The sequence below is a fragment of the Flavobacterium sp. IB48 genome (assembly GCF_016405855.1).
GTDB lineage: Bacteria > Bacteroidota > Bacteroidia > Flavobacteriales > Flavobacteriaceae > Flavobacterium > Flavobacterium ginsengisoli.
Window position 1 is genome coordinate 1,455,444 of the sequence record NZ_JAEFCA010000001.1, and the last position, 18,125, is coordinate 1,473,568.

At 31.8% G+C, this 18,125-nt stretch carries 15 protein-coding genes, 1 tRNA gene and 1 pseudogene; 15 read left to right on the forward strand and 2 right to left on the reverse strand.

What is annotated here, in order from left to right; genetic code table 11:
* Positions 1 to 170: 170 nt before the first annotated feature.
* The 15 genes and pseudogenes from JC605_RS06260 to JC605_RS23685 all read left to right on the forward strand — a co-directional run.
* On the forward strand, positions 171 to 1,136 hold the full coding sequence (locus JC605_RS06260) for a hypothetical protein (RefSeq protein ID WP_198855366.1): 966 nt from the start codon (positions 171 to 173) through the stop codon (positions 1,134 to 1,136).
* Positions 1,096 to 3,456 (forward strand): hypothetical protein, encoded by a 2,361-nt coding sequence (locus JC605_RS06265; protein ID WP_198855367.1) that lies wholly within the window; start codon positions 1,096 to 1,098, stop codon positions 3,454 to 3,456. Before JC605_RS06260 ends, JC605_RS06265 begins: the two co-directional genes overlap by 41 nt.
* Positions 3,457 to 3,466: 10 nt before the next feature.
* Positions 3,467 to 3,871, forward strand: coding sequence for a methylmalonyl-CoA epimerase (mce, locus tag JC605_RS06270; protein WP_179004308.1), 405 nt, complete (start codon positions 3,467 to 3,469; stop codon positions 3,869 to 3,871).
* A 146-nt stretch (positions 3,872 to 4,017) separates the two neighbouring features.
* Positions 4,018 to 4,091 (forward strand) — tRNA-Ile (locus tag JC605_RS06275).
* 293 nt (positions 4,092 to 4,384) lie between these two features.
* Positions 4,385 to 5,041: a hypothetical protein gene (locus JC605_RS06280; RefSeq protein WP_198855368.1), complete on the forward strand. Its 657-nt coding sequence runs from the start codon at positions 4,385 to 4,387 to the stop codon at positions 5,039 to 5,041.
* Between the two features lie 178 nt (positions 5,042 to 5,219).
* Positions 5,220 to 5,555, forward strand: coding sequence for a helix-turn-helix domain-containing protein (locus tag JC605_RS06285; RefSeq protein WP_198855369.1), 336 nt, complete (start codon positions 5,220 to 5,222; stop codon positions 5,553 to 5,555).
* Positions 5,556 to 5,645: 90 nt separating this feature from the next.
* Positions 5,646 to 6,878, forward strand: coding sequence for a DUF5906 domain-containing protein (locus tag JC605_RS06290; protein ID WP_198855370.1), 1,233 nt, complete (start codon positions 5,646 to 5,648; stop codon positions 6,876 to 6,878).
* A 267-nt stretch (positions 6,879 to 7,145) separates the two neighbouring features.
* Positions 7,146 to 8,078, forward strand: coding sequence for a toprim domain-containing protein (locus JC605_RS06295; RefSeq protein ID WP_198855371.1), 933 nt, complete (start codon positions 7,146 to 7,148; stop codon positions 8,076 to 8,078).
* A gap of 122 nt (positions 8,079 to 8,200) precedes the next feature.
* The gene (locus JC605_RS06300) at positions 8,201 to 8,581 is read left to right on the forward strand and encodes a mobilization protein (protein ID WP_198855372.1); all 381 of its coding nucleotides are present in this window, start codon (positions 8,201 to 8,203) and stop codon (positions 8,579 to 8,581) included.
* Positions 8,578 to 9,597, forward strand: a complete 1,020-nt coding sequence (locus tag JC605_RS06305) for a relaxase/mobilization nuclease domain-containing protein (RefSeq protein ID WP_198855373.1) — start codon at positions 8,578 to 8,580, stop codon at positions 9,595 to 9,597. Before JC605_RS06300 ends, JC605_RS06305 begins: the two co-directional genes overlap by 4 nt.
* Before the next feature lie 18 nt (positions 9,598 to 9,615).
* Positions 9,616 to 10,167, forward strand: coding sequence for a hypothetical protein (locus JC605_RS06310; RefSeq protein ID WP_198855374.1), 552 nt, complete (start codon positions 9,616 to 9,618; stop codon positions 10,165 to 10,167).
* Positions 10,168 to 10,484: 317 nt separating this feature from the next.
* Positions 10,485 to 12,080: an arylsulfatase gene (locus JC605_RS06315; protein ID WP_198855375.1), complete on the forward strand. Its 1,596-nt coding sequence runs from the start codon at positions 10,485 to 10,487 to the stop codon at positions 12,078 to 12,080.
* 380 nt (positions 12,081 to 12,460) lie between these two features.
* On the forward strand, positions 12,461 to 13,513 hold the full coding sequence (locus JC605_RS06320; protein WP_198855376.1) for an HAD family phosphatase: 1,053 nt from the start codon (positions 12,461 to 12,463) through the stop codon (positions 13,511 to 13,513).
* 19 nt (positions 13,514 to 13,532) lie between these two features.
* Positions 13,533 to 14,384, forward strand: a complete 852-nt coding sequence (locus JC605_RS06325) for a hypothetical protein (protein WP_198855377.1) — start codon at positions 13,533 to 13,535, stop codon at positions 14,382 to 14,384.
* A 22-nt stretch (positions 14,385 to 14,406) separates the two neighbouring features.
* A pseudogene (locus tag JC605_RS23685) lies at positions 14,407 to 14,478 on the forward strand (XRE family transcriptional regulator); the annotation flags it as partial.
* Between the two features lie 532 nt (positions 14,479 to 15,010).
* Here JC605_RS23685 and JC605_RS06330 read toward each other — a convergent pair.
* Together JC605_RS06330 and JC605_RS06335 are read right to left on the reverse strand one after the other, a co-directional pair.
* Entirely contained in the window at positions 15,011 to 16,471 is a 1,461-nt protein-coding gene (locus tag JC605_RS06330) for an ATP-binding protein (protein ID WP_198855378.1), read from the reverse strand.
* 328 nt (positions 16,472 to 16,799) lie between these two features.
* A complete protein-coding gene (locus JC605_RS06335; RefSeq protein ID WP_198855379.1) occupies positions 16,800 to 18,107 on the reverse strand; it encodes a site-specific integrase in 1,308 nt (435 codons plus the stop codon).
* Between the last annotated feature and the right edge of the window lie 18 nt (positions 18,108 to 18,125).

An 18,125-nucleotide genomic window follows, 5' to 3' on the forward strand; every position in this document is an offset into this window, starting at 1 on the left:
CTTTAATCGAAATTTTTTAGCCATTTATTAGGATTTGGCACTTTTAGATTCCTTCTAAGTTTTTAGGGTTTCAAACGCTTTAAGGCGATATAATTTCTTACTTTTGCTCTAAAATATAATTATCTAAAGTTTTGTTTAAGCGTTTTTTTTTAGTTTCGTTTCTCTTTTTAATGCTGTCATGCACTAAAAGCGAAAAGCCAGTAATCTCTTTTTATTACTGGAAAACAATTTTCAAATTTTCAAAAACAGAAAAAGAAGCATTAATCAATAACAATGTTCAAAAACTTTATATACGATATTTTGACATTGGGCTTCATCCAGAATCAAATTTTCCAATTCCTATAAGTCCTGTTCGTTTTGAAGAAAATCCCCAAGTATATAAAATTGTTCCGGTTGTTTTTATTCAGAACAAAGTTATGTTGCAATCCAATTTGGATGTAAACGATTTGGCTCAAAAAACGTTTGGTTTTATCGAGCAAATCAATATTAAAAACAAAATTGAGTGTCAGGAAATTCAAATTGACTGCGATTGGACTTTAAAAAGCAAAGAGAATTACCTGAAATTTATTGAGGTTTTTAAAAAGCTTTCGAAAAAGAAGCTTTCTGCGACGATTCGATTGCATCAAGTGAAATACTTCAAAAAGACAAAAATCCCAAATGTCGATTCTGGAGTTTTGATGTATTATAATATGGGATCAATTGCGCCCGATTCTTTAAATTCTATTTATGATAGGAAAGTGGCAGAAAAATATCTTAAAAGTGTAAAAAGATATCCGCTACATTTAGATTTCGCATTTCCAATTTATTCGTGGGGAGTTCATATAAGAAATAACAAAGTAATTGGACTTCGTTCTAAAATGAATAGCAGAGAACTAGAGAAAGATTCCAATTTTGAAAAAACAAGTCCGATTTTTTTCAGAGTAAAACAATCCAATTATAAAAATGGAGTTTTTTATGAAGAAAATGATCTCTTGAAAATAGAAGAAATAAAACCAGAAGATTTAAAAGAAATGGCAGAAGATTTGCAAGATCATCTTGTCGAAAAGCCAAACGAAATTATATTTTACGATTTAGACGAATTCAATTTAAACAATTATGAAAAAAATACTTTTAAGCAGATTATTTCTTGCTTCTAGTGCCGTTTTGCTTTCTGCATTCGGAATTATATACGCCTGCGCTGATGGAGATTGGGATTATTTAGGTTCTTACAATTCAAATTTTACTCCAGAAACTTTTGCTGATAAATCGTATTCGCCTTTGTTTTTGTCGGGCGGAATTTTCTACGGAATTGGTTTTGATACCCAACACAATTCTCGTTTTAATAAAAATATAAAATCAGATTGGGCAGATTATTTAAAGGGAAAAGTTGATACGACAACGGTCAATTATTTTTTAATTGGAGATGAAAAGCCAAGATATTATTCTGATGACAAAAATACCATCAAAAACAAAGAAGAAATTGAAGGCTTGCATGTTTATTATAAAACGAAAAAAGAAAATAAAAGCACGCAAAAATGGGGCAAAAAGCTTAATCTGAAAGATGAGAAAGTGAAGAACTTTGTCGAATTTCTGTATTTAGCCCAAAAGATAGAAACGGTTTCAATTGGTGAAGATTATTGGAGTTACGATCCTGTTGTGGCAAAAACTTTCAATGATGCCAAAATGATTCAGTCCATAGAAAATGTGTATAATACTTTGTCGGATCCGTTTTTGAAAAACAGATATTGGTTCTTGACCATGAAAGCTCGTTTCTATAGTAACGACAAACAAAAAGCAATTGATTTTTTTAATAAAACAGAAAGCTCAGTTGCTAAAAATACTTTGTATTATCGCGCTTTGGCATATGTTGCTGGAATTAATTATAAGCAGAAAAAATTTGCGACTTCGAATTATTTATACGCTCAAGTTTTTGATAAATGTCCAGAATTAAGAGTGGTTACAGCTTATAGTTTTAAACCAAAAAATGAGTCAGATTGGACTAAAGCTTTGGCAATGGCAAAAAACAACAAAGAAAAAGCAGCACTTTGGGCAATTCACGGATATTACAAAGACGAAAAACAGGCGATTGAAAAAATCTACGAATTAGACCCAAAAAGCGAACATCTAAATTATTTAGGGACAAGATTGGTTAATTCGCTAGAACAAAAAATAAATAATTCGTTTCAGGTGGATGGGCAAGGAGAAAATCAAAAACCGAAACCGCAGACTGTTGCCGAAAATAAAGCAGAAAATAAAACAAAAGTAGACAATAGCGCTGTTGATTTGATAGCTAAAATTTCTGCTGCTGGAAATACTGAAAAGCCATATTTGTGGGACATTGCAATTGGATATCTTCAAACGCTAAAAGGCGATTATGCTAATGCAGATAAAAATTATGCCAAAGCTGAAAAAACGCTTCCGAAAACAGAATTGGCAGGAATGCAACTTCGCTTATTGCGTTTTGTAAATAATTTAAGCAAGATCGATAAACTGACAGATAAAAATGAGAAAACCATTCTAGCTGATTTGAATTGGCTGTACACTGAGCTTCCTAAAAATTATAAAGGAGACACATTTCGTTATCAAAATGCTTCTTCATGGAGCAGAAGTTATTTGTCGCATTTGTATAAAGAACAAGGCAATTTGGTTATGGCTGAGATTTATGGAGAATCACGCTATAGTTATTGGAACGATGGAAATGCATATTATGACAATGAAAAAAATCTGCTTGCAATAAAAGGCTTTTTAGAAAAATCTAATAAATCTGAAATTGAAAAAATTGGCGCAGGAATTTATAGTTTAAAATTGAAAGACATTAATAACTTTCAGGCGGTTCAGGCAACTTTCAAAAACAAAATTCCAGAAGCAATTGCTTTTATGCAACAAACAGATTCAGTTCAAAATTATAAGTTCTTAGGAAATCCGTTTAACGGAAATATAAAAGATTGCCACGATTGTGAACATGCAGCGTATCAAAAGAGAAAATATACTTTTATGGATTTCTTAACTACCATAAAAGAAATGCAAGATAAATTAGCGCAGAAAGAAGATGTTTATACGAACAGCCTTTTGCTAGGAAATGCGTTTTACAATATTTCTCATTTTGGAAACGGAAGAACTTTTTATGAAATGAGCATTGTAGGTTATGGTTCAAGTCCGTATTCATTTAGAGATTCGATGAAAGAAATGATTACAAATAATTCGGTTTCTAAAATGTATTACCAAAAAGCATTTGAGGCAGCTTCGAACAAAGAACAAAAAGCAAAATGTTTGTATCTGATTTCGAAATGTGAAAGAAATGATTATTACAATAAAAAATACAGCGCCGTAAACAGTTATTGGGAAATTCAAGATGATAAAGTTAATTTTATTGCCTGGAACTCGTTCAAAGCTTTAAGAAAAGACTATTCTGATACCAAATATTATCAGGATGTTATTGCAGAATGCGGTTATTTTAGAACATACACAAATCAATAAATTTGAAGAGATGGTAAACAAAATAGAACATATCGGGATTGCAGTAAAAAACATGGACGATGCGAATGTTTTGTTCGAAAAAATGCTTGGCGTTCCGTCTTATAAAATGGAAGCTGTAGAAAGCGAAGGTGTATTAACTTCTTTCTTTCAAACCGGAAATAACAAAATCGAACTTTTGGTTGCAACAAATCCAGAAAGTCCGATTGCAAAGTTTTTGGAGAAAAAAGGAGAGGGCATCCATCACATCGCTTTTGATGTTGATGATATCGAAGCTGAAATTGTACGTTTAAAAAACGAAGGTTTTGTCTTAATTAATGAAGTTCCGAAGAAGGGAGCCGATAATAAATTGGTCGTTTTTCTTCATCCAAAGAACACAAATGGTGTTTTGGTTGAGCTTTGTCAAGAAATTAAATAAAAAAATGTCATTTTAATTTTTGAATAAGACGTTGAAAATCAATTTCGTTTTTGAGATTCAAAAAAAGATTTAAAATAAAATACAAATGATGTCTTAAAATATTTGGAGTGAATGAAAAATAGTAGTAATATTGCATCCTCTAAACCGGTCCTATAGCTCAGCTGGTTAGAGCACCTGACTCATAATCAGGTGGTCCCTGGTTCGAGCCCAGGTGGGACCACTGGTAAAATCAAGCCTTTGCAGAAATGTAAAGGCTTTTTTATTTTTTCTGACGAACATTTGACGAACAAAATGTTTTTTATAATCAATTAGTTTTGTTTACTTTTATGGGAATTAACTGATTGTAATATGACCATTTATATCTACATCTTGTCATTTATCCTAATTTTTGCTAAAATTATTGTACCTGTATATCTTCTTTTTAGATTATTTTTCATAGTTAAACCTTTATTTGTAAATCTATATTTTGAAGAGAAATTTAATTATTATGCTGGAATAAACAAAAACAGGTTATTGATTTTATTACTGCTTTGTTTCTTATCATTTTTCATAGGAACCTTCCTCGGAAAAGAAGTTTTGAGTATTTCAGATACTTACAAAATCATATTGAATCTCTTTTTATTAATTCTTACTCAATTTGTATTGTTCTATATGTTTGAGGTAAAAACTCCAAGAAGTATTTTTAAAATAGTACGAGATTGGTTTGAAAATCCCAAGGAAATATTTAAGCAAAGAGAAGTGATTTTTGAAGAAAGAAATGTAATTGAATCAATAAATCAGAACGGTGTAAATTTTAAAGACGCAGTAAATCTAACCTATGGAGATATTATTAAACAGATTCATCGAAGAGAGTTTGATTTGGTAATAGAAAAGTGTATTAATATTTTTCGGGATAATTCTTCAATTGAAAATCTTTATAAGTTCTGCAATGGAATGGAAATAAAAGAAGGATCAATTTTAATAAAAATAGATAATAAAAGAAACTCGAAACAGAACATAATAGAGATATTGACGTCACTTTTCAATATCCAAAAAAATTGGAATTCTCAGAGTAAAGATAAAACAAACACCAAAATTATTGATTTTTTGAATAAGTATATTACAATAAATGATGGAGTTAAAACTTTACACATTAACGATTTTACACGATTATTTGAAAAATTGCCTTGATCGCTATGTAAAATTTGATTACTCAAATATGTTTTTTAAAGATAAAATAAGCTAAAATGATTTGTTCTGCTTGAGAATTTATTATTATGATTTATTTTAAATATGTAAATTGTTTTTACACGATTTTTTACATAGCCAAACCTCCGTAAACTTGTTTCATAATTTAAAAATTAGAAACATGGATGCAAGTAATTTTACTTCCAAAATTGATCGATTGGAATTGATCGTAATGGAACTAGCAAAGAAACAAGATGCGTTTATTAAAAAGGCATTAATGAAACTATCTTTAAATAGTAAAGATGTTTATTCCTCTGAAGAAGCTGCAGAGTTTTTATCTATAGAAGTTAAATACATTTATCAGCTTACCCACCAACGAAAGATTAGATATTCCAAGAAAAAAGGTCAAAAGAAAATCTATTTTAGAAAAGAGGATCTTCTTGATTATCTAAACGGAGAGATCATTAGTACTACTGAAGATCTTGAGAACACAAATGCTGCTTTGTGGAAAAAATAAGTCGTTCAACTTCTGCATGAACGCATAAAAATCTTTTATTTTTTAATCAAATTCTTATGACAAGATTGTAAGGATTATAATTTGAATCTTATGGACTTAGATATTCCTTATATCAGAGTAGGGACTTCCTATTTCAAAATTATTGATAAACCTTTAATTTCTGGTGATAAAGTAAAAGTAATGGTTCGGTGGAATCGTGAAACAATCATTTCAGATCATGGAAAATCATTTTTGAATAGCATACTTAAATTAGATGGATTTTGCTGTATTCCTAATCATTTTGGTTACGAGCAAATTGTAGATGATTTCTATAATACCTATCATGAACTCCCTAACCAACCCATCGTCAAGGATTTTCCGATAGATGAACTCGAAAAATTGATTCCGAATTCATTGCAATTTATGCAACATATTTTTGGCGATCAAGCGCAATTAGGCTTAGACTACGTAAAACTTTTATATGAAAAACCTACGCAAACATTACCGATTCTTTGTTTAGTAAGCAAAGAGCGATCGACAGGTAAAAGCTCTTTTATAAAGTGGTTGAAAGCAATTTTTGGAATGAATATGACTTACATAAAAGGCGATTCATTTGGTTCGCAGTTTAATTCTGATTGGGCGAGTATGTTACTTGTAGCGATTGATGAAGTGTTTTTTGATAAAAAAGAAATTACAGAACGTTTAAAGTACCTTTCTACGACTGACAAAGATAAAATAGAAGCAAAAGGAAAGGATCGACAAGAAATTGAATTCTTTGCAAAATTTATTCTTTGTTCTAATAATGAAGATAATTTTATTCAAATAGACGAAGAAGAAATCCGTTTTTGGATTCGTAAAATTCGCACTATAAATACAGAAGATGTATTCTTTCTTAAAAAACTGAATAAAGAAATTCCGTATTTCTTAAAGTACCTGCAAATGAGAAATTATTTTTCCGAGCAAAAAACCAGAATGTGGTTTAAACCCGAACAAATTATGACCGCTTCCTTGTTAAAGCTTGTAAATCGAAATAAAGAAGAAATTCTGATACTTGAATTGATTCATGAATGTTTTGAAAAAATGGAAAAGGATGAGTTGAAATTAGCTCCTAATGATATTTTTATTCTACTGAGAAAGCAAAATAACAGAATGGATATTTCTGCTAGTGAAATAAGAAATATTCTCAAACGGTGGGGTTTTATACCCGAAGACAATACGAAATCTTATTGTGGAATTGAATTATTGTCGCACGGTGAGTATGTGAAAGTAGATAGAAGAGGACGTTTCTATACCATCAAAAAGATTTTGTTTTATAAAATATTTGATGCTTTGATGCAAAATTAGTATAAAGGCTTGTAATTGAGGTAAACAGATCTGCATCAAAGCTTGCATCAAACTAAAAAACAATCTTTTTTGATGCAAAACTGATGCAGGATAAAAATAAAGTGATGCACTGATGCAGCTATTGATGCAGTGTAGTGTCAGTATAATCAATGGGTTAGATGAAATTTGCATCAAAATATTAAAAAAAGAAAAAATTATAGTTCTTTTTTTTCATTAGCAAATGAACAGACTTGTGCCAAATAAAATAGAAGATTAAAAAAAACAATTATGGAAAAGTTCAATTGTAAAATTGCAAATCAAATTGATTTAGTCAATTATCTTAAAACATTAGGGCATGAGCCATCAAAAATAAAAAATCAGGATTATTGGTATTTATCGCCACTCAGAAATGAAAATACACCCTCTTTCAAAGTGAATCAAAAGTTGAATTTATGGTATGACCACGGAACAGGCAAAGGAGGAAATGTAGTCGATTTTGGGATTGAATATTTTAGATGCACTGTTTCGGAATTTTTACAACTTTTAAATGACAAAAGTATTTCCTCTGGTATAAGTTTATCCCTTAAGAATGAGAATCGACAGTCTTCAAATCTAAGAATTGCAAATGAAAAGAAAGATAATCCACTTGATAAAATTGTCATTGTTGATGTACGCACATTGGAAAATAAGTTGCTGATGGCTTATTTAGACAAACGAAGCATTTCACAAGAGATTGCAAGGCAGCATTGTAAAGAGGTTGATTTTTGTTTAAATAATCGAAAGTATACTGTTATTGGATTTCAAAATATTTCAGGAGGATATGAATTACGTAGTGAAAATTTTAAAGGTAGCAGCTCACCAAAAGATATCACTTTCATAAATGCCCAAGCAAAATCAGTAGTCGTTTTTGAAGGCTTTTTTGACTACCTCTCTTATAAAATGATGAATCAAAAATCGGTTAAACTACAAACAAATTTCCTAATACTAAATTCTCTATCTTTTTTTAAGAAGTCTTTACAATTAATGGAAAAACACGATAGAGTCGATCTTTATTTAGACAGAGATTCCGGAGGTATAAAATTTACTAGCGAAGCCCTTCAAAGAGATTCTGCAAAATATACCGATCAAAGTTTTTTATATGAGCAAAAGAAAGATTTAAACGAATGGTTAAACCAGGAACAGCAAGTTAAACGAGGTCATAGTTTTAGGAGATCTATATGACGTCCGAGTGGTAGCCAGCTATGTTTTGGTAAAACCAAAACGCTGGCTCCTCTCATGCTATGGCATTCGTTGAGAGAATTTTTTTCATGCTGCCGCATTCAAAAAATAAATGATGAAAGATTATGGAACAACAGAATGAAACAAAAAAAAATACAGGAGGTAGACCCAAAAAGGCGATAAAGAGAGACCAACTAATGGCAATTAAATGTACACTCTACGAGCGTAAAATAATTGAATCCAAAGCTAAAAAAGTAAATCTTACTGTTTCTGAATACCTTCGTGAAATCGGATTAACTGCAAAGATTGATTACAGAAATAAAGCCCTTCCGAAAGAAATCCTAAGTTTTACCGGAGTGCTCAACCATATGGCAGCCAACCTGAACCAAATAGCTAAAAAGAGAAATAGCAACGATGAATTAAGTCCGCTTGAAAGGGCAGAATTAAAAGTACAGTCAGGTCAGGTTAAAAATCTTGCCGTTCAAATTAAAAACTTTATGTCATGATTGGTCGCGTAAGTATAGGTAGCTCGTTTTACCATTGCATTAGCTATTGTTTGGAAGATAAAAGAGAATTGTCTGAAGAGAAAAAACTTGCACTTGCAATGCAAGACCGTTTGCAGCATAAGGACCGAGCAGAAGTATTAGAATATAATAAATGCTTCGGTAACAAGTATGAGCTTACGAAGCAGTTTAAAGATGTTAGAAAATTAAGCAGGCGTGTTGAAAAACCAATGTTGCATCTGACCTTACGTTTAGCTCCGGAAGATACATTAACCAAAGAACAATTGAGAGAAGTTGGCAGAGAATGTGCCAAGGAGTTTGGTATAGCAGACAACCAATACATTTGTGTGCTACATAAGGATACCAAAGAGCAACATATTCATATTGCATCCAATCGAGTTGGCTTTGATGGTAAGGTTGCCAATGATAGTAATAGCTATAAACGGATGGCTGAACTTTGTCGTCGCCTTGAAAAGAAATATGGTCTTCAAGAAGTATTAAGTCCAAGAGCATTCCTTACTCCTAAAGACAGGTTATTGCCTCGTCATGATAGTAGAAAAGAAAAACTTAAAGCAGATATCGAGCAGACATTAAAGTCTGCCAGTTCTTATCTAGCATTTGAAAAACAAATGCAAAATTTAGGATATAAAGTTCTCAAAGGCAGGGGGATTTCTTTTATAGATGATAAAAAAGTAAAAATAAAAGGAAGCGAAGTTGGTTATTCATTAACAAAAATTGAAAAAAGATTACATCAGAAACAACAGTATGCCAGGAAAAATGTTGGTGAAGAAAAAAATCATGACAGAGATAGTCAGTCAATATCTAATTCTTTCAATACTGGAAAGCAAAACGAAGAAAAGCAAAACTATAACTTAGGTAGAACAGGAGAGGAAGTTGTTAAAGAGATTTTAGGATTTACAGGTCAGCTAATGAATTCTGAATATGAACCGGATTATATTGATCCTGAATTAATGAGAAGACTTCAAAAGAAAAAAAAGAGACCATCATTAAGGAGATAATATTTTAAAAACAGTAGTATGGAAACAGATGCAAACAAAGAACATATAGAACGAGAAACATTAAAATTAGTATTGGAGGAATTTGCCCAGGAACAGAAGACAAATAATCGGCATATTGAGGCGCTTATTATTGCCATAAATAACATAGGGAATAAAATCGATGTATCTACAAAGGAGCAGAAAGCAGAAAAAAATGTTTTGGGATCATTGGATATTAAACCAATAGAGGCTATCCTGCAAAAAAGCTTCCTGGATATTAAATTTATGATTGGCAGGCAGCCAAAAAGTATCGTTAGGAAATTTCAGATTTTGTTATTTCCAGAACAGGATGCAAAACTGTTTTATAAAATTGTTTTTGGAAGATGGTTTTTATGGCTTGTTATACTGGTAGCCCTAAGCAATCTTTATAACTGGGGAATACATTATAGCGATAATAACAAAGAAATTGAAATGCTGCAAATTCAAAACGATAGAATAAGAAAAGCTTGGGAGTATATGTATATTAATAATGATAAAGAAACTAAAAAGCTTATGAAAAAAGCGTATATAAATTCAATTGGAAGTAAATAATTCAATGTTCGTAGTTGTTTTGATAAGAATTCCATTAAAGGTCTTCAATTTCTAGGCATAACAAAGTCCATATGAATACTATATTTTTAACTACTATTATTATTATTATTATTTATGGTTTCATCTGCTGTTTTTTTGTTTCATATTATAAAATGAAACCAATTTAAGAAAGTTGAGATAAGTTATTTCTCTAAATTTATAGTTTAGTTTATAAATTGATCTTGTTTCAAACAATTGAATTGGTTAAATGAATTTTTATAATTTTTGTTTGAGTAGGATGCTTTTATCCCTTTTGTATAATTATAAAATCTTATATCATGAACAAAAAAAACTTTTTTTTAGTCTTATTTTTGCTATTTTGTGTGATCCTTAACGCACAGTCAAGCAAAAGTCCGAATATTATTATTTTATTGTCAGATGATACCGGATGGGGAGATTTAGGTCCTTATGGCGGTGGTGAAGCTAGAGGAGCCGCAACTCCAAATATTGATAGAATGGCGAATGAAGGTATGCAGTTTTGGTCTTTTTATGGACAGCCAAGCTGTACACCAGGAAGGGCAGCGCTAATTACTGGAAGGATACCTAATAGAAGCGGTATGACAACGGTTGCATTTCCCGGAGATGGCGGTGGACTTCCAAAAGCGGAGTGGACATTAGCATCTTTATTAAAACGTAAAAACTACAATACCTTTTTTGCAGGAAAATGGCACTTGGGCGAAGAAGACTATTCCATGCCAATTGCACAAGGTTTTGATGTGATGAAAAACGTAACGCTTTACCACTTAAACGCTTACACTTATACAGATCCAGATTGGAATGCTGACATGCCAGATGATATTAGAGCAACATGGGTCAAAGGAACCAAAGGTGCTTTAGAAGGAGAGGCTGGAAAGCCATACAGAGAAGTTAGAAAAATAGACGGAAAAGTAATTCCGTTTTTAGATCAATATACAGAAGAAGAGTCTATAAAATGGCTGAAAGAAAACGGTAAAAAAGATAAACCATTTTTTATGGAAATCTCTTTTGCAAAAAATCACCAGCCCAATTTACCGCATCCTGATTATGCAGGTAAATCTGCAGGTAAAAATAAATACGCCGATTGTATTGTTGAATTAGATTCAAGAATTGGCCGTATTATGGATGAAGTTCGTAACATGGGAATTGCCGAAAATACATTAATCATTTATACGGTTGATAATGGAACTTGGCAAGACGTTTATCCTGATTGTGGTTATACTCCTTTTAGAGGAACAAAAGGAACTGATCGTGAAGGCGGTAGCCGTATTCCAACTTTAGCATGGTGGCCTGGAAAAATTAAAGCAAATAGTAAAAACAGCGATATTTTAGGAACACTGGATTTTATGGCAACTTTTGCCGCTTTATCAGGGCAGGAATTGCCAACGGTAGACAGAGAAGGAAAACCAACTATTTTTGACAGTTATGATATGTCTCCAGTTTTATTTGGTACAGGAAAATCTAAAAGAAACATGTGGTTTTATTTTACTGAAGATGAATTATTGCCTGGAGCTATCAGAGTTGGAAAATTCAAAGCAGTCTTTAATTTACGTGGTGATAACGGACAAGCAACAGGTGGTTTGGCGGTAGATTCTAATTTAGGTTGGAAAGGGGCGGCGAGTTATGTAGCAACTGTACCGCAAATATTTGACTTATGGGCAGATCCGCAAGAGCGCTATGATTTATTCATGAACAATTTTACAGAGAAAACATGGTTTTTGCCAACTATCCAGAACATTATTGGAGAATTTGCTAAAACCTATGAAAAATATCCGCCTCATGAAGTGCAAAGTAACCTCTATCCTGGTCCAATTACTATTGATAATTATTTGAAGCTTAAAGAGGCACAACAGAAACTAAAATCCATATCAACTGCTAAAAGAAGCGGTGGAGGGTGATCATTATTTTAATAAAAATTTTAAAAAACCGTCTCAAAACAAAATTTGAGATGGTTTTATTTCTTTGCCACTATACTTCAATTTTCTTCTAAGGTTATGTTTAAGTTATTAACCTGAAACTCATTCTACTTTTAAAGCCTTAAAGAAAAATAAACTAAGCTGTATAATGCAGGTTTTGCATAACGAGGTATGGTTTCTTTCCTAATCCTAATTTCACTTAGCAGATATATTGGATTCCTAGTGAGCCCCTAAAAAATTAGAAGAGATTTATAAAGGTAAGATTGAAATGACAAATAAATAAGGGTATCTTTTTTTTATTTATTAAGCACTATTTTCCAGTATTTCTTTTCTTCATTCAAGTAATCAAAATCAAATCAATTATGAATAACATTAGAAAAATATTGACCTTTAGGTTTACTGCCTTTTTTGTTTTCTTAACCCTGATAACAGCATGTAAAAAAGAGCAGTCAAAAGAAAAGACAGCAATAAAAGATACAAAAGAGTCTTCTGTGAATGATAATCCATTGGCATCCTGGAATGACAATAAAACCAAGAGTGCTATTGTAGATTATGTAAAAGATGTAACAAATCCTGAGAGTGCAAATTTTATCCCAGTTTCGGAGCGTATTGCCACATTTGATAATGATGGTACGCTTTGGTCCGAGAAACCAATCTATTTTCAATTCTTTTTTGCTGTTGACAGGATCAAAGCGATGGCCAAAGATCATCCCGAATGGAAAGACAAACAACCCTATAAAGCCCTGCTGGAAAATAATATGGGGGATTTGATGAAACAGGGAGAAAAAGGACTGATGCAGATCGTGATGACTACCCATGCAGGAATGAATACTGATGAATTTGAAAAATTGGTTAAGGATTGGGTTGCAACTGCCAAGCATCCTACTAAACAAAAACCTTTTAACCAATTGGTATTCCAACCTATGATTGAGCTTGTAGATTATTTAAAAGCTAATGACTTTAAAGTGTTTATTGTCTCAGGGGGAGGAATTGAATTTATGCGTCCTTGGGCTGAAGACGTTTATGGAATTCCAAAGGATCAGATTATTGGTAGCAGTATTAAAACAAAATTTGATTACAATAATAGTAATCCTTTGATCAACAGGCTGGCTGAAATTGATTTTATTGACGATAAAGAAGGCAAGCCGGTTGGCATTAACAGATTTATCGGTCGTAAACCTGTATTTGCAGTCGGAAACTCAGATGGGGACCTGCAAATGCTTCAGTATACGGCTTCTAATAAGTATAAAAGCTTTATGTTATATGTTCATCATACAGATTCTATAAGAGAATGGGCTTATGATAGAAAATCACCTGTGGGCACGCTGGACAAAGGTCTTGATGAGGCAAAAGCAAAAGGCTGGACGGTCTCCGATATGAAAAATGACTGGAAAGTTATTTATCCTGAAAAATAAAAAATTAACCTAAATGGATATGAAAAGTAAAAAAAATGAATGTATAAGATCTTGCCGAAGGTTTAGCTTACTTCTTTTTATAATTGGTATGATAGATTATGGCGCATATGCTCAGGAAACCAAAGAAACCGAGGAGCCACCAAGTGGAGCAACTTCGGTAAAGTTATCACAGGAAGTGATGAACCCTACCACTTTGGCGTGGCAGCTGCAGTTGGAAGAATATGCAATTTTTAAATCCGAAAATCAGGATGGCTTTGCGCAAAACTTTCGTATCCGTGGTATCCTGCCTTTGAAAGAGGGGCTTTTAATAAAAGTTCCTCAGCTGATCAGGGTCATTGCTTTTGTAAATACAGCGCCTGATGGCACTACAGGATTGGGAGATGTCGTATTAAACCAATTTTTTATATTGGGGAAAAAAAACTGGGGACAATTTGGAGCCGGGTGGAATATCCAGATTCCAACAGCCAGTGATCATCAGCTTGGCTCTCCGCAATGGAGTCTCGGTCCAGCTTTCACAGTTACGTTTACAAATCTGGGCAAATGGCAGATGTATTGGATTTTAGAGAATTTCTTTACAGTTTCAGAAAACGGAAAATATGGGTCATCTGCCTACGCAGTACTTCAGCCCAATGTATTTTATACCTGGCCAAATGGTGTTTATGCCGGTATTGAGCCGGAGTGGCAAATTGATTATAAAACGGGAAAAGTTGCTCTTCCTATGGATTTTAGGGTGGGTTATATATGGTCGGGGAAACTTAAATATAATGCCTATATAGAACCGGAAGTAATGGCTTATCGTTCTGACGGTTACCCAAGAAATTCTTCAAACTTTGGAGTCAGATTAGGTTTTAGATGGTATTTGCCGATGTAAAATTTATGCAAGATCCGGAACTGCGTTGTATGAAAGGATGTTGAAAGAAAAAGATGAAATGATGGCAAGGCTTGAAAAACTAATCAATAAATAATTTCGGAATAATTCTTATTCATAAAAAAGGCTCAACTAATTTTAGATTTTTTTAATATCAATTTATATGTTTTAGAATTCTATTTCTTTAGGTAGGTCGTTTTTTTAGCAATTCTATGTTTTCAATAATTCAAGTTCTTTTCCATACTAATGGACTTATACCAAAGAAAACTTACATTTATCGTTTAATTTACATTATCCGTTTAAACTAAAATATTGTTTTCCGAATTCGAGTTAAATAAGAAAGCCTTGCAAATCGGGATTTTATACTTTTATTCTGCATGTTGAGTAAATAAAAGTGTTGCCTAATTCAAAATCTTATTCCAGATTTTGATTCTAAATTTGAAGATTAAATTTTATTCCAAATCTCAATTAAAAATCTATTTCCGGAATTTATTTAAAAATCCATGAAAAATCCATGAAAAATCCATGAAAAATCCATTTCTGAATTATTTCCGAATTCGAGTTAAATAAAAAACGCTTGTATTACAGTGCTTTATTACTTAATTCGAAATGTGAGACATATAAAAACACTATGCCCAGTATGGAACATATAAGGTGAATTTTTTGGACTCACTTTCTGGATCTTTTAGCTTAATCTTTCCAGCATCGATTGCCTCTTTAATCAATTTTGATATTTGAGCTGCTTGTTTATCATGCATTCCAAATCTCTTTCTTAGAGAAGTATTATTAAAGCCTCCATTTCCATAATACTGAATAATACTGTGTTGATAACAAGCTTCAATACGCTCATCATTGGACATATCTGCAAATTTACGAGGAGAATACATAGTAACTTTAAAAGAGTTGTCCGTTTCTTCAAATCTTAATGGTGGTAAACCAAAAAGTTCAATAGAGGTAACGGCCTTTTCAAAACCAGAACCTCTTTCCTCACAAATATTATATCTTCTAAAAGCAGCTGCCAGAATTTCATTTCTAGATTCAGGTGTTGTTCGAATCAATCTATCAATCTTTTTTGATGGTAGTAGTTTGCCTGGATTAGTAAATTCGATTCGATCTTCAAAAATTTCAATCATAGGCCCTGTACCACGAATAGTAAAGTCCTGATGGATAAGAATATTGGCTATAAGTTCTCTAAGAGCAATTTCTGGATAGACACTTGTTTCTTCCCTAAGTGCATGCTTAATAACTTCACTGCCAGGGAGCAGTCCTTTTACAAATTGAATTAATCCTTCAAAACCAATTGCATAACCTTTTGTTCCTGGATATTCTTTACTTCCTGCGGATTTATTTTTACCTTCATACTTTATCAACCGGAGAGCCTTTCTACTTAATCCGTCAAATTTATTGAGATCTTTAGCGGCAGATATAGCACCAAAATTGCTTATATAGTAGCCTTTCCCATCAATATCAACAATCATTTTTTCATCTTCAAGCCATTTGATAATTTCCGGAATATTAGTAGGTATCGGTTTTTTAAGTAAATCTAAAATTTTATCGTATTCAAGTAATGTAATGATTTCAACCTCATTCAGCAATTTAGAAGAGTGTAACTCTTCCCATGTTGGTGTTTTACTATTGAGCATTAAAGCTCCGATTTCTTGACGAGATGCTTTACGGGTAGTTCCACCGCTTCGAATATAACTTTCTTCAATTGTTTGGCTTTTAATATGAACTGGTTTTACAGCACTTTCCTTAATGTGAACGAACAACAGTTCTTCTCCCCTAAAAGTTTCAATACTATGATCAATACTAACCAAAGGATCTACACCATCCCTGCACAGAGAAGCCAAACGCTCAACAATAATATCTGCGTCTGGTTTTGTGATTCCTAAAATTGCAGCTGTTTTATCATCTACACCGAAAACTAAAAAACCACCACCAGGTAAATTAGAAAAAGCTGTAATATGCTTGCATAACTTATCGTTTTTTGGTGATAAAGAGGCTTTCCAATCGATTTCATTAAGTTCACTAGGTATTTTTCCTAATGATTTTTCCAGATAGGAAACTGCTTTTGGTATCCAATTTTTCATTTAAATCATTTATTTTATTTTCAACTTTTGTTATTCTCACTAACAAGAAAACCTTCATTTCTGATTTCTTAAGAATCTAAGTTAATTTTATTTGTTGGTATATAAAATTTAAATCAGTAAACAAAAGTTATGTTTTAATAACAATTGAAATTGGCTGAATTTTGATATTCAGTTAAGTTTTGTATTTATAACCTCAAATATAATTTTTTTTGATGCCATTTAAATTAAAGTTTATTAATTTGCGAATAAAATAATCCAATTTACAGTACTGTCAGCAAAACCTCTTAATTATTTTTTAAAGATAATTTTATATTGAATCTAATCTGACTCAAAAAATAATATCATCAATCATTTTGTCTAAAGTGTTACTTGGAAGTGTGTTTAAATAAGACATGGTAGATTTAATGTCTTTATGACCCAAAGCTTCTTTAATGATGTCTAGTGAAATATTATTAAATTTCAGAATAGTTGCAAATGAATGCCTTGCACAGTAGTAGGTTATTTTCTTCTTAATGCCCAAGTCAGTAATAATTTTTTTAAGCGGTTTGTTTATAAAAATCTTAAGGTATTTTTCTTTTTTATTGTTTATATAAATTTCAGAGTTCTGATTATTATGAATAATATTAAATAAATAAAACGAATCGGGTGCTGAAGCGTAATTTATAATTTTATCTTTCCAGAAATCGTTTATTTTAAAGTTTACGATTACTTCAGTTTTGCTTCTTTTATATGTAATTGTTTCTTTATATAGATCTGTTTTCTTTAATTGTATTAAGTCTATAAAATTAATTCCTCTTCCGTAAAAGCTTAACAAAAACATATCTCTTGCAAAAATGTCATTTTTTTTAAGTAAAGCTGCATTTTTCAACAATACAATTTCTTCTTCGGATAAATATTCTTTTTTACCGCTTTCCTTGATTTTTGATACCTTAAATTTGTTAAAGGGGTAAATCGTGCCGGGAATTATTTCACGATTGATTGCTTTATTAAAGACCGCTCTTAAAGTACGAATCCTTATTCCAATTGTACTTTGGCTATTATTGTTCCCGTTTAAAAAGGATTGATATTTATAAATTGCATCTACAGATAAATCCTTAAATGTGATTTCGCTTCTGTTAAAAAATCTTTGGATAGATTTTAGGGTATCTTTCTCAATGCTGTAAGTTGACAATTTTCCTGCATTTTTAATTTCTTCTATTAAACTTTCATGAAAAGCAGTATAGCTAAGAGCTTGCTGTTTTCCTGATTTTTTTTTGAATTGGGTTACAATATCATGTAAGGTGAATGGAGTTTCATCTAGCTCAAATTCATGAATAATAGTATTAACACGGCTCGTATATTTTTCGATCAGATTATTAATTTGTTTATATTCTTTATGTGATTTTTTAAGCCGTTCTGTTTCGAATGACCAATCATCATATTTACATTTTTTCTTGATTGATAAACTAGTATTAATTCTGTCTTTAATCAAAACAAGATTAATGAAATACTCGCCTTGTGCATTTCCTGTTGTCTTTATTGTGAATTTATGTGATACCATTAGTGAAAAATATAATTTAAAAACTGACGAACATTTGACGAGCAAAAGTACAATTAAAATAAGAAATAATGATTCATTTTTTATTTTTAAAATCATAAATCACTGATTATCAGT

What these genes read in the sequence shown, in the direction of transcription:
- JC605_RS06335 (WP_198855379.1), bottom strand. Translation starts at nt 18,107, where the DNA reads ATGATTTTAAAAATAAAAAATGAATCATTATTTCTTATTTTAATTGTA.
- JC605_RS06325 (WP_198855377.1), top strand. Translation starts at nt 13,533, where the DNA reads ATGAAAAGTAAAAAAAATGAATGTATAAGATCTTGCCGAAGGTTTAGC.
- JC605_RS06290 (WP_198855370.1), top strand. Translation starts at nt 5,646, where the DNA reads ATGGACTTAGATATTCCTTATATCAGAGTAGGGACTTCCTATTTCAAA.
- JC605_RS06285 (WP_198855369.1), top strand. Translation starts at nt 5,220, where the DNA reads ATGGATGCAAGTAATTTTACTTCCAAAATTGATCGATTGGAATTGATC.
- JC605_RS06320 (WP_198855376.1), top strand. Translation starts at nt 12,461, where the DNA reads ATGAATAACATTAGAAAAATATTGACCTTTAGGTTTACTGCCTTTTTT.
- JC605_RS06305 (WP_198855373.1), top strand. Translation starts at nt 8,578, where the DNA reads ATGATTGGTCGCGTAAGTATAGGTAGCTCGTTTTACCATTGCATTAGC.
- JC605_RS06265 (WP_198855367.1), top strand. Translation starts at nt 1,096, where the DNA reads ATGAAAAAAATACTTTTAAGCAGATTATTTCTTGCTTCTAGTGCCGTT.
- JC605_RS06300 (WP_198855372.1), top strand. Translation starts at nt 8,201, where the DNA reads ATGGAACAACAGAATGAAACAAAAAAAAATACAGGAGGTAGACCCAAA.
- JC605_RS06295 (WP_198855371.1), top strand. Translation starts at nt 7,146, where the DNA reads ATGGAAAAGTTCAATTGTAAAATTGCAAATCAAATTGATTTAGTCAAT.
- JC605_RS06315 (WP_198855375.1), top strand. Translation starts at nt 10,485, where the DNA reads ATGAACAAAAAAAACTTTTTTTTAGTCTTATTTTTGCTATTTTGTGTG.
- JC605_RS06260 (WP_198855366.1), top strand. Translation starts at nt 171, where the DNA reads ATGCTGTCATGCACTAAAAGCGAAAAGCCAGTAATCTCTTTTTATTAC.
- JC605_RS06330 (WP_198855378.1), bottom strand. Translation starts at nt 16,471, where the DNA reads ATGAAAAATTGGATACCAAAAGCAGTTTCCTATCTGGAAAAATCATTA.
- mce (WP_179004308.1), top strand. Translation starts at nt 3,467, where the DNA reads ATGGTAAACAAAATAGAACATATCGGGATTGCAGTAAAAAACATGGAC.
- JC605_RS06310 (WP_198855374.1), top strand. Translation starts at nt 9,616, where the DNA reads ATGGAAACAGATGCAAACAAAGAACATATAGAACGAGAAACATTAAAA.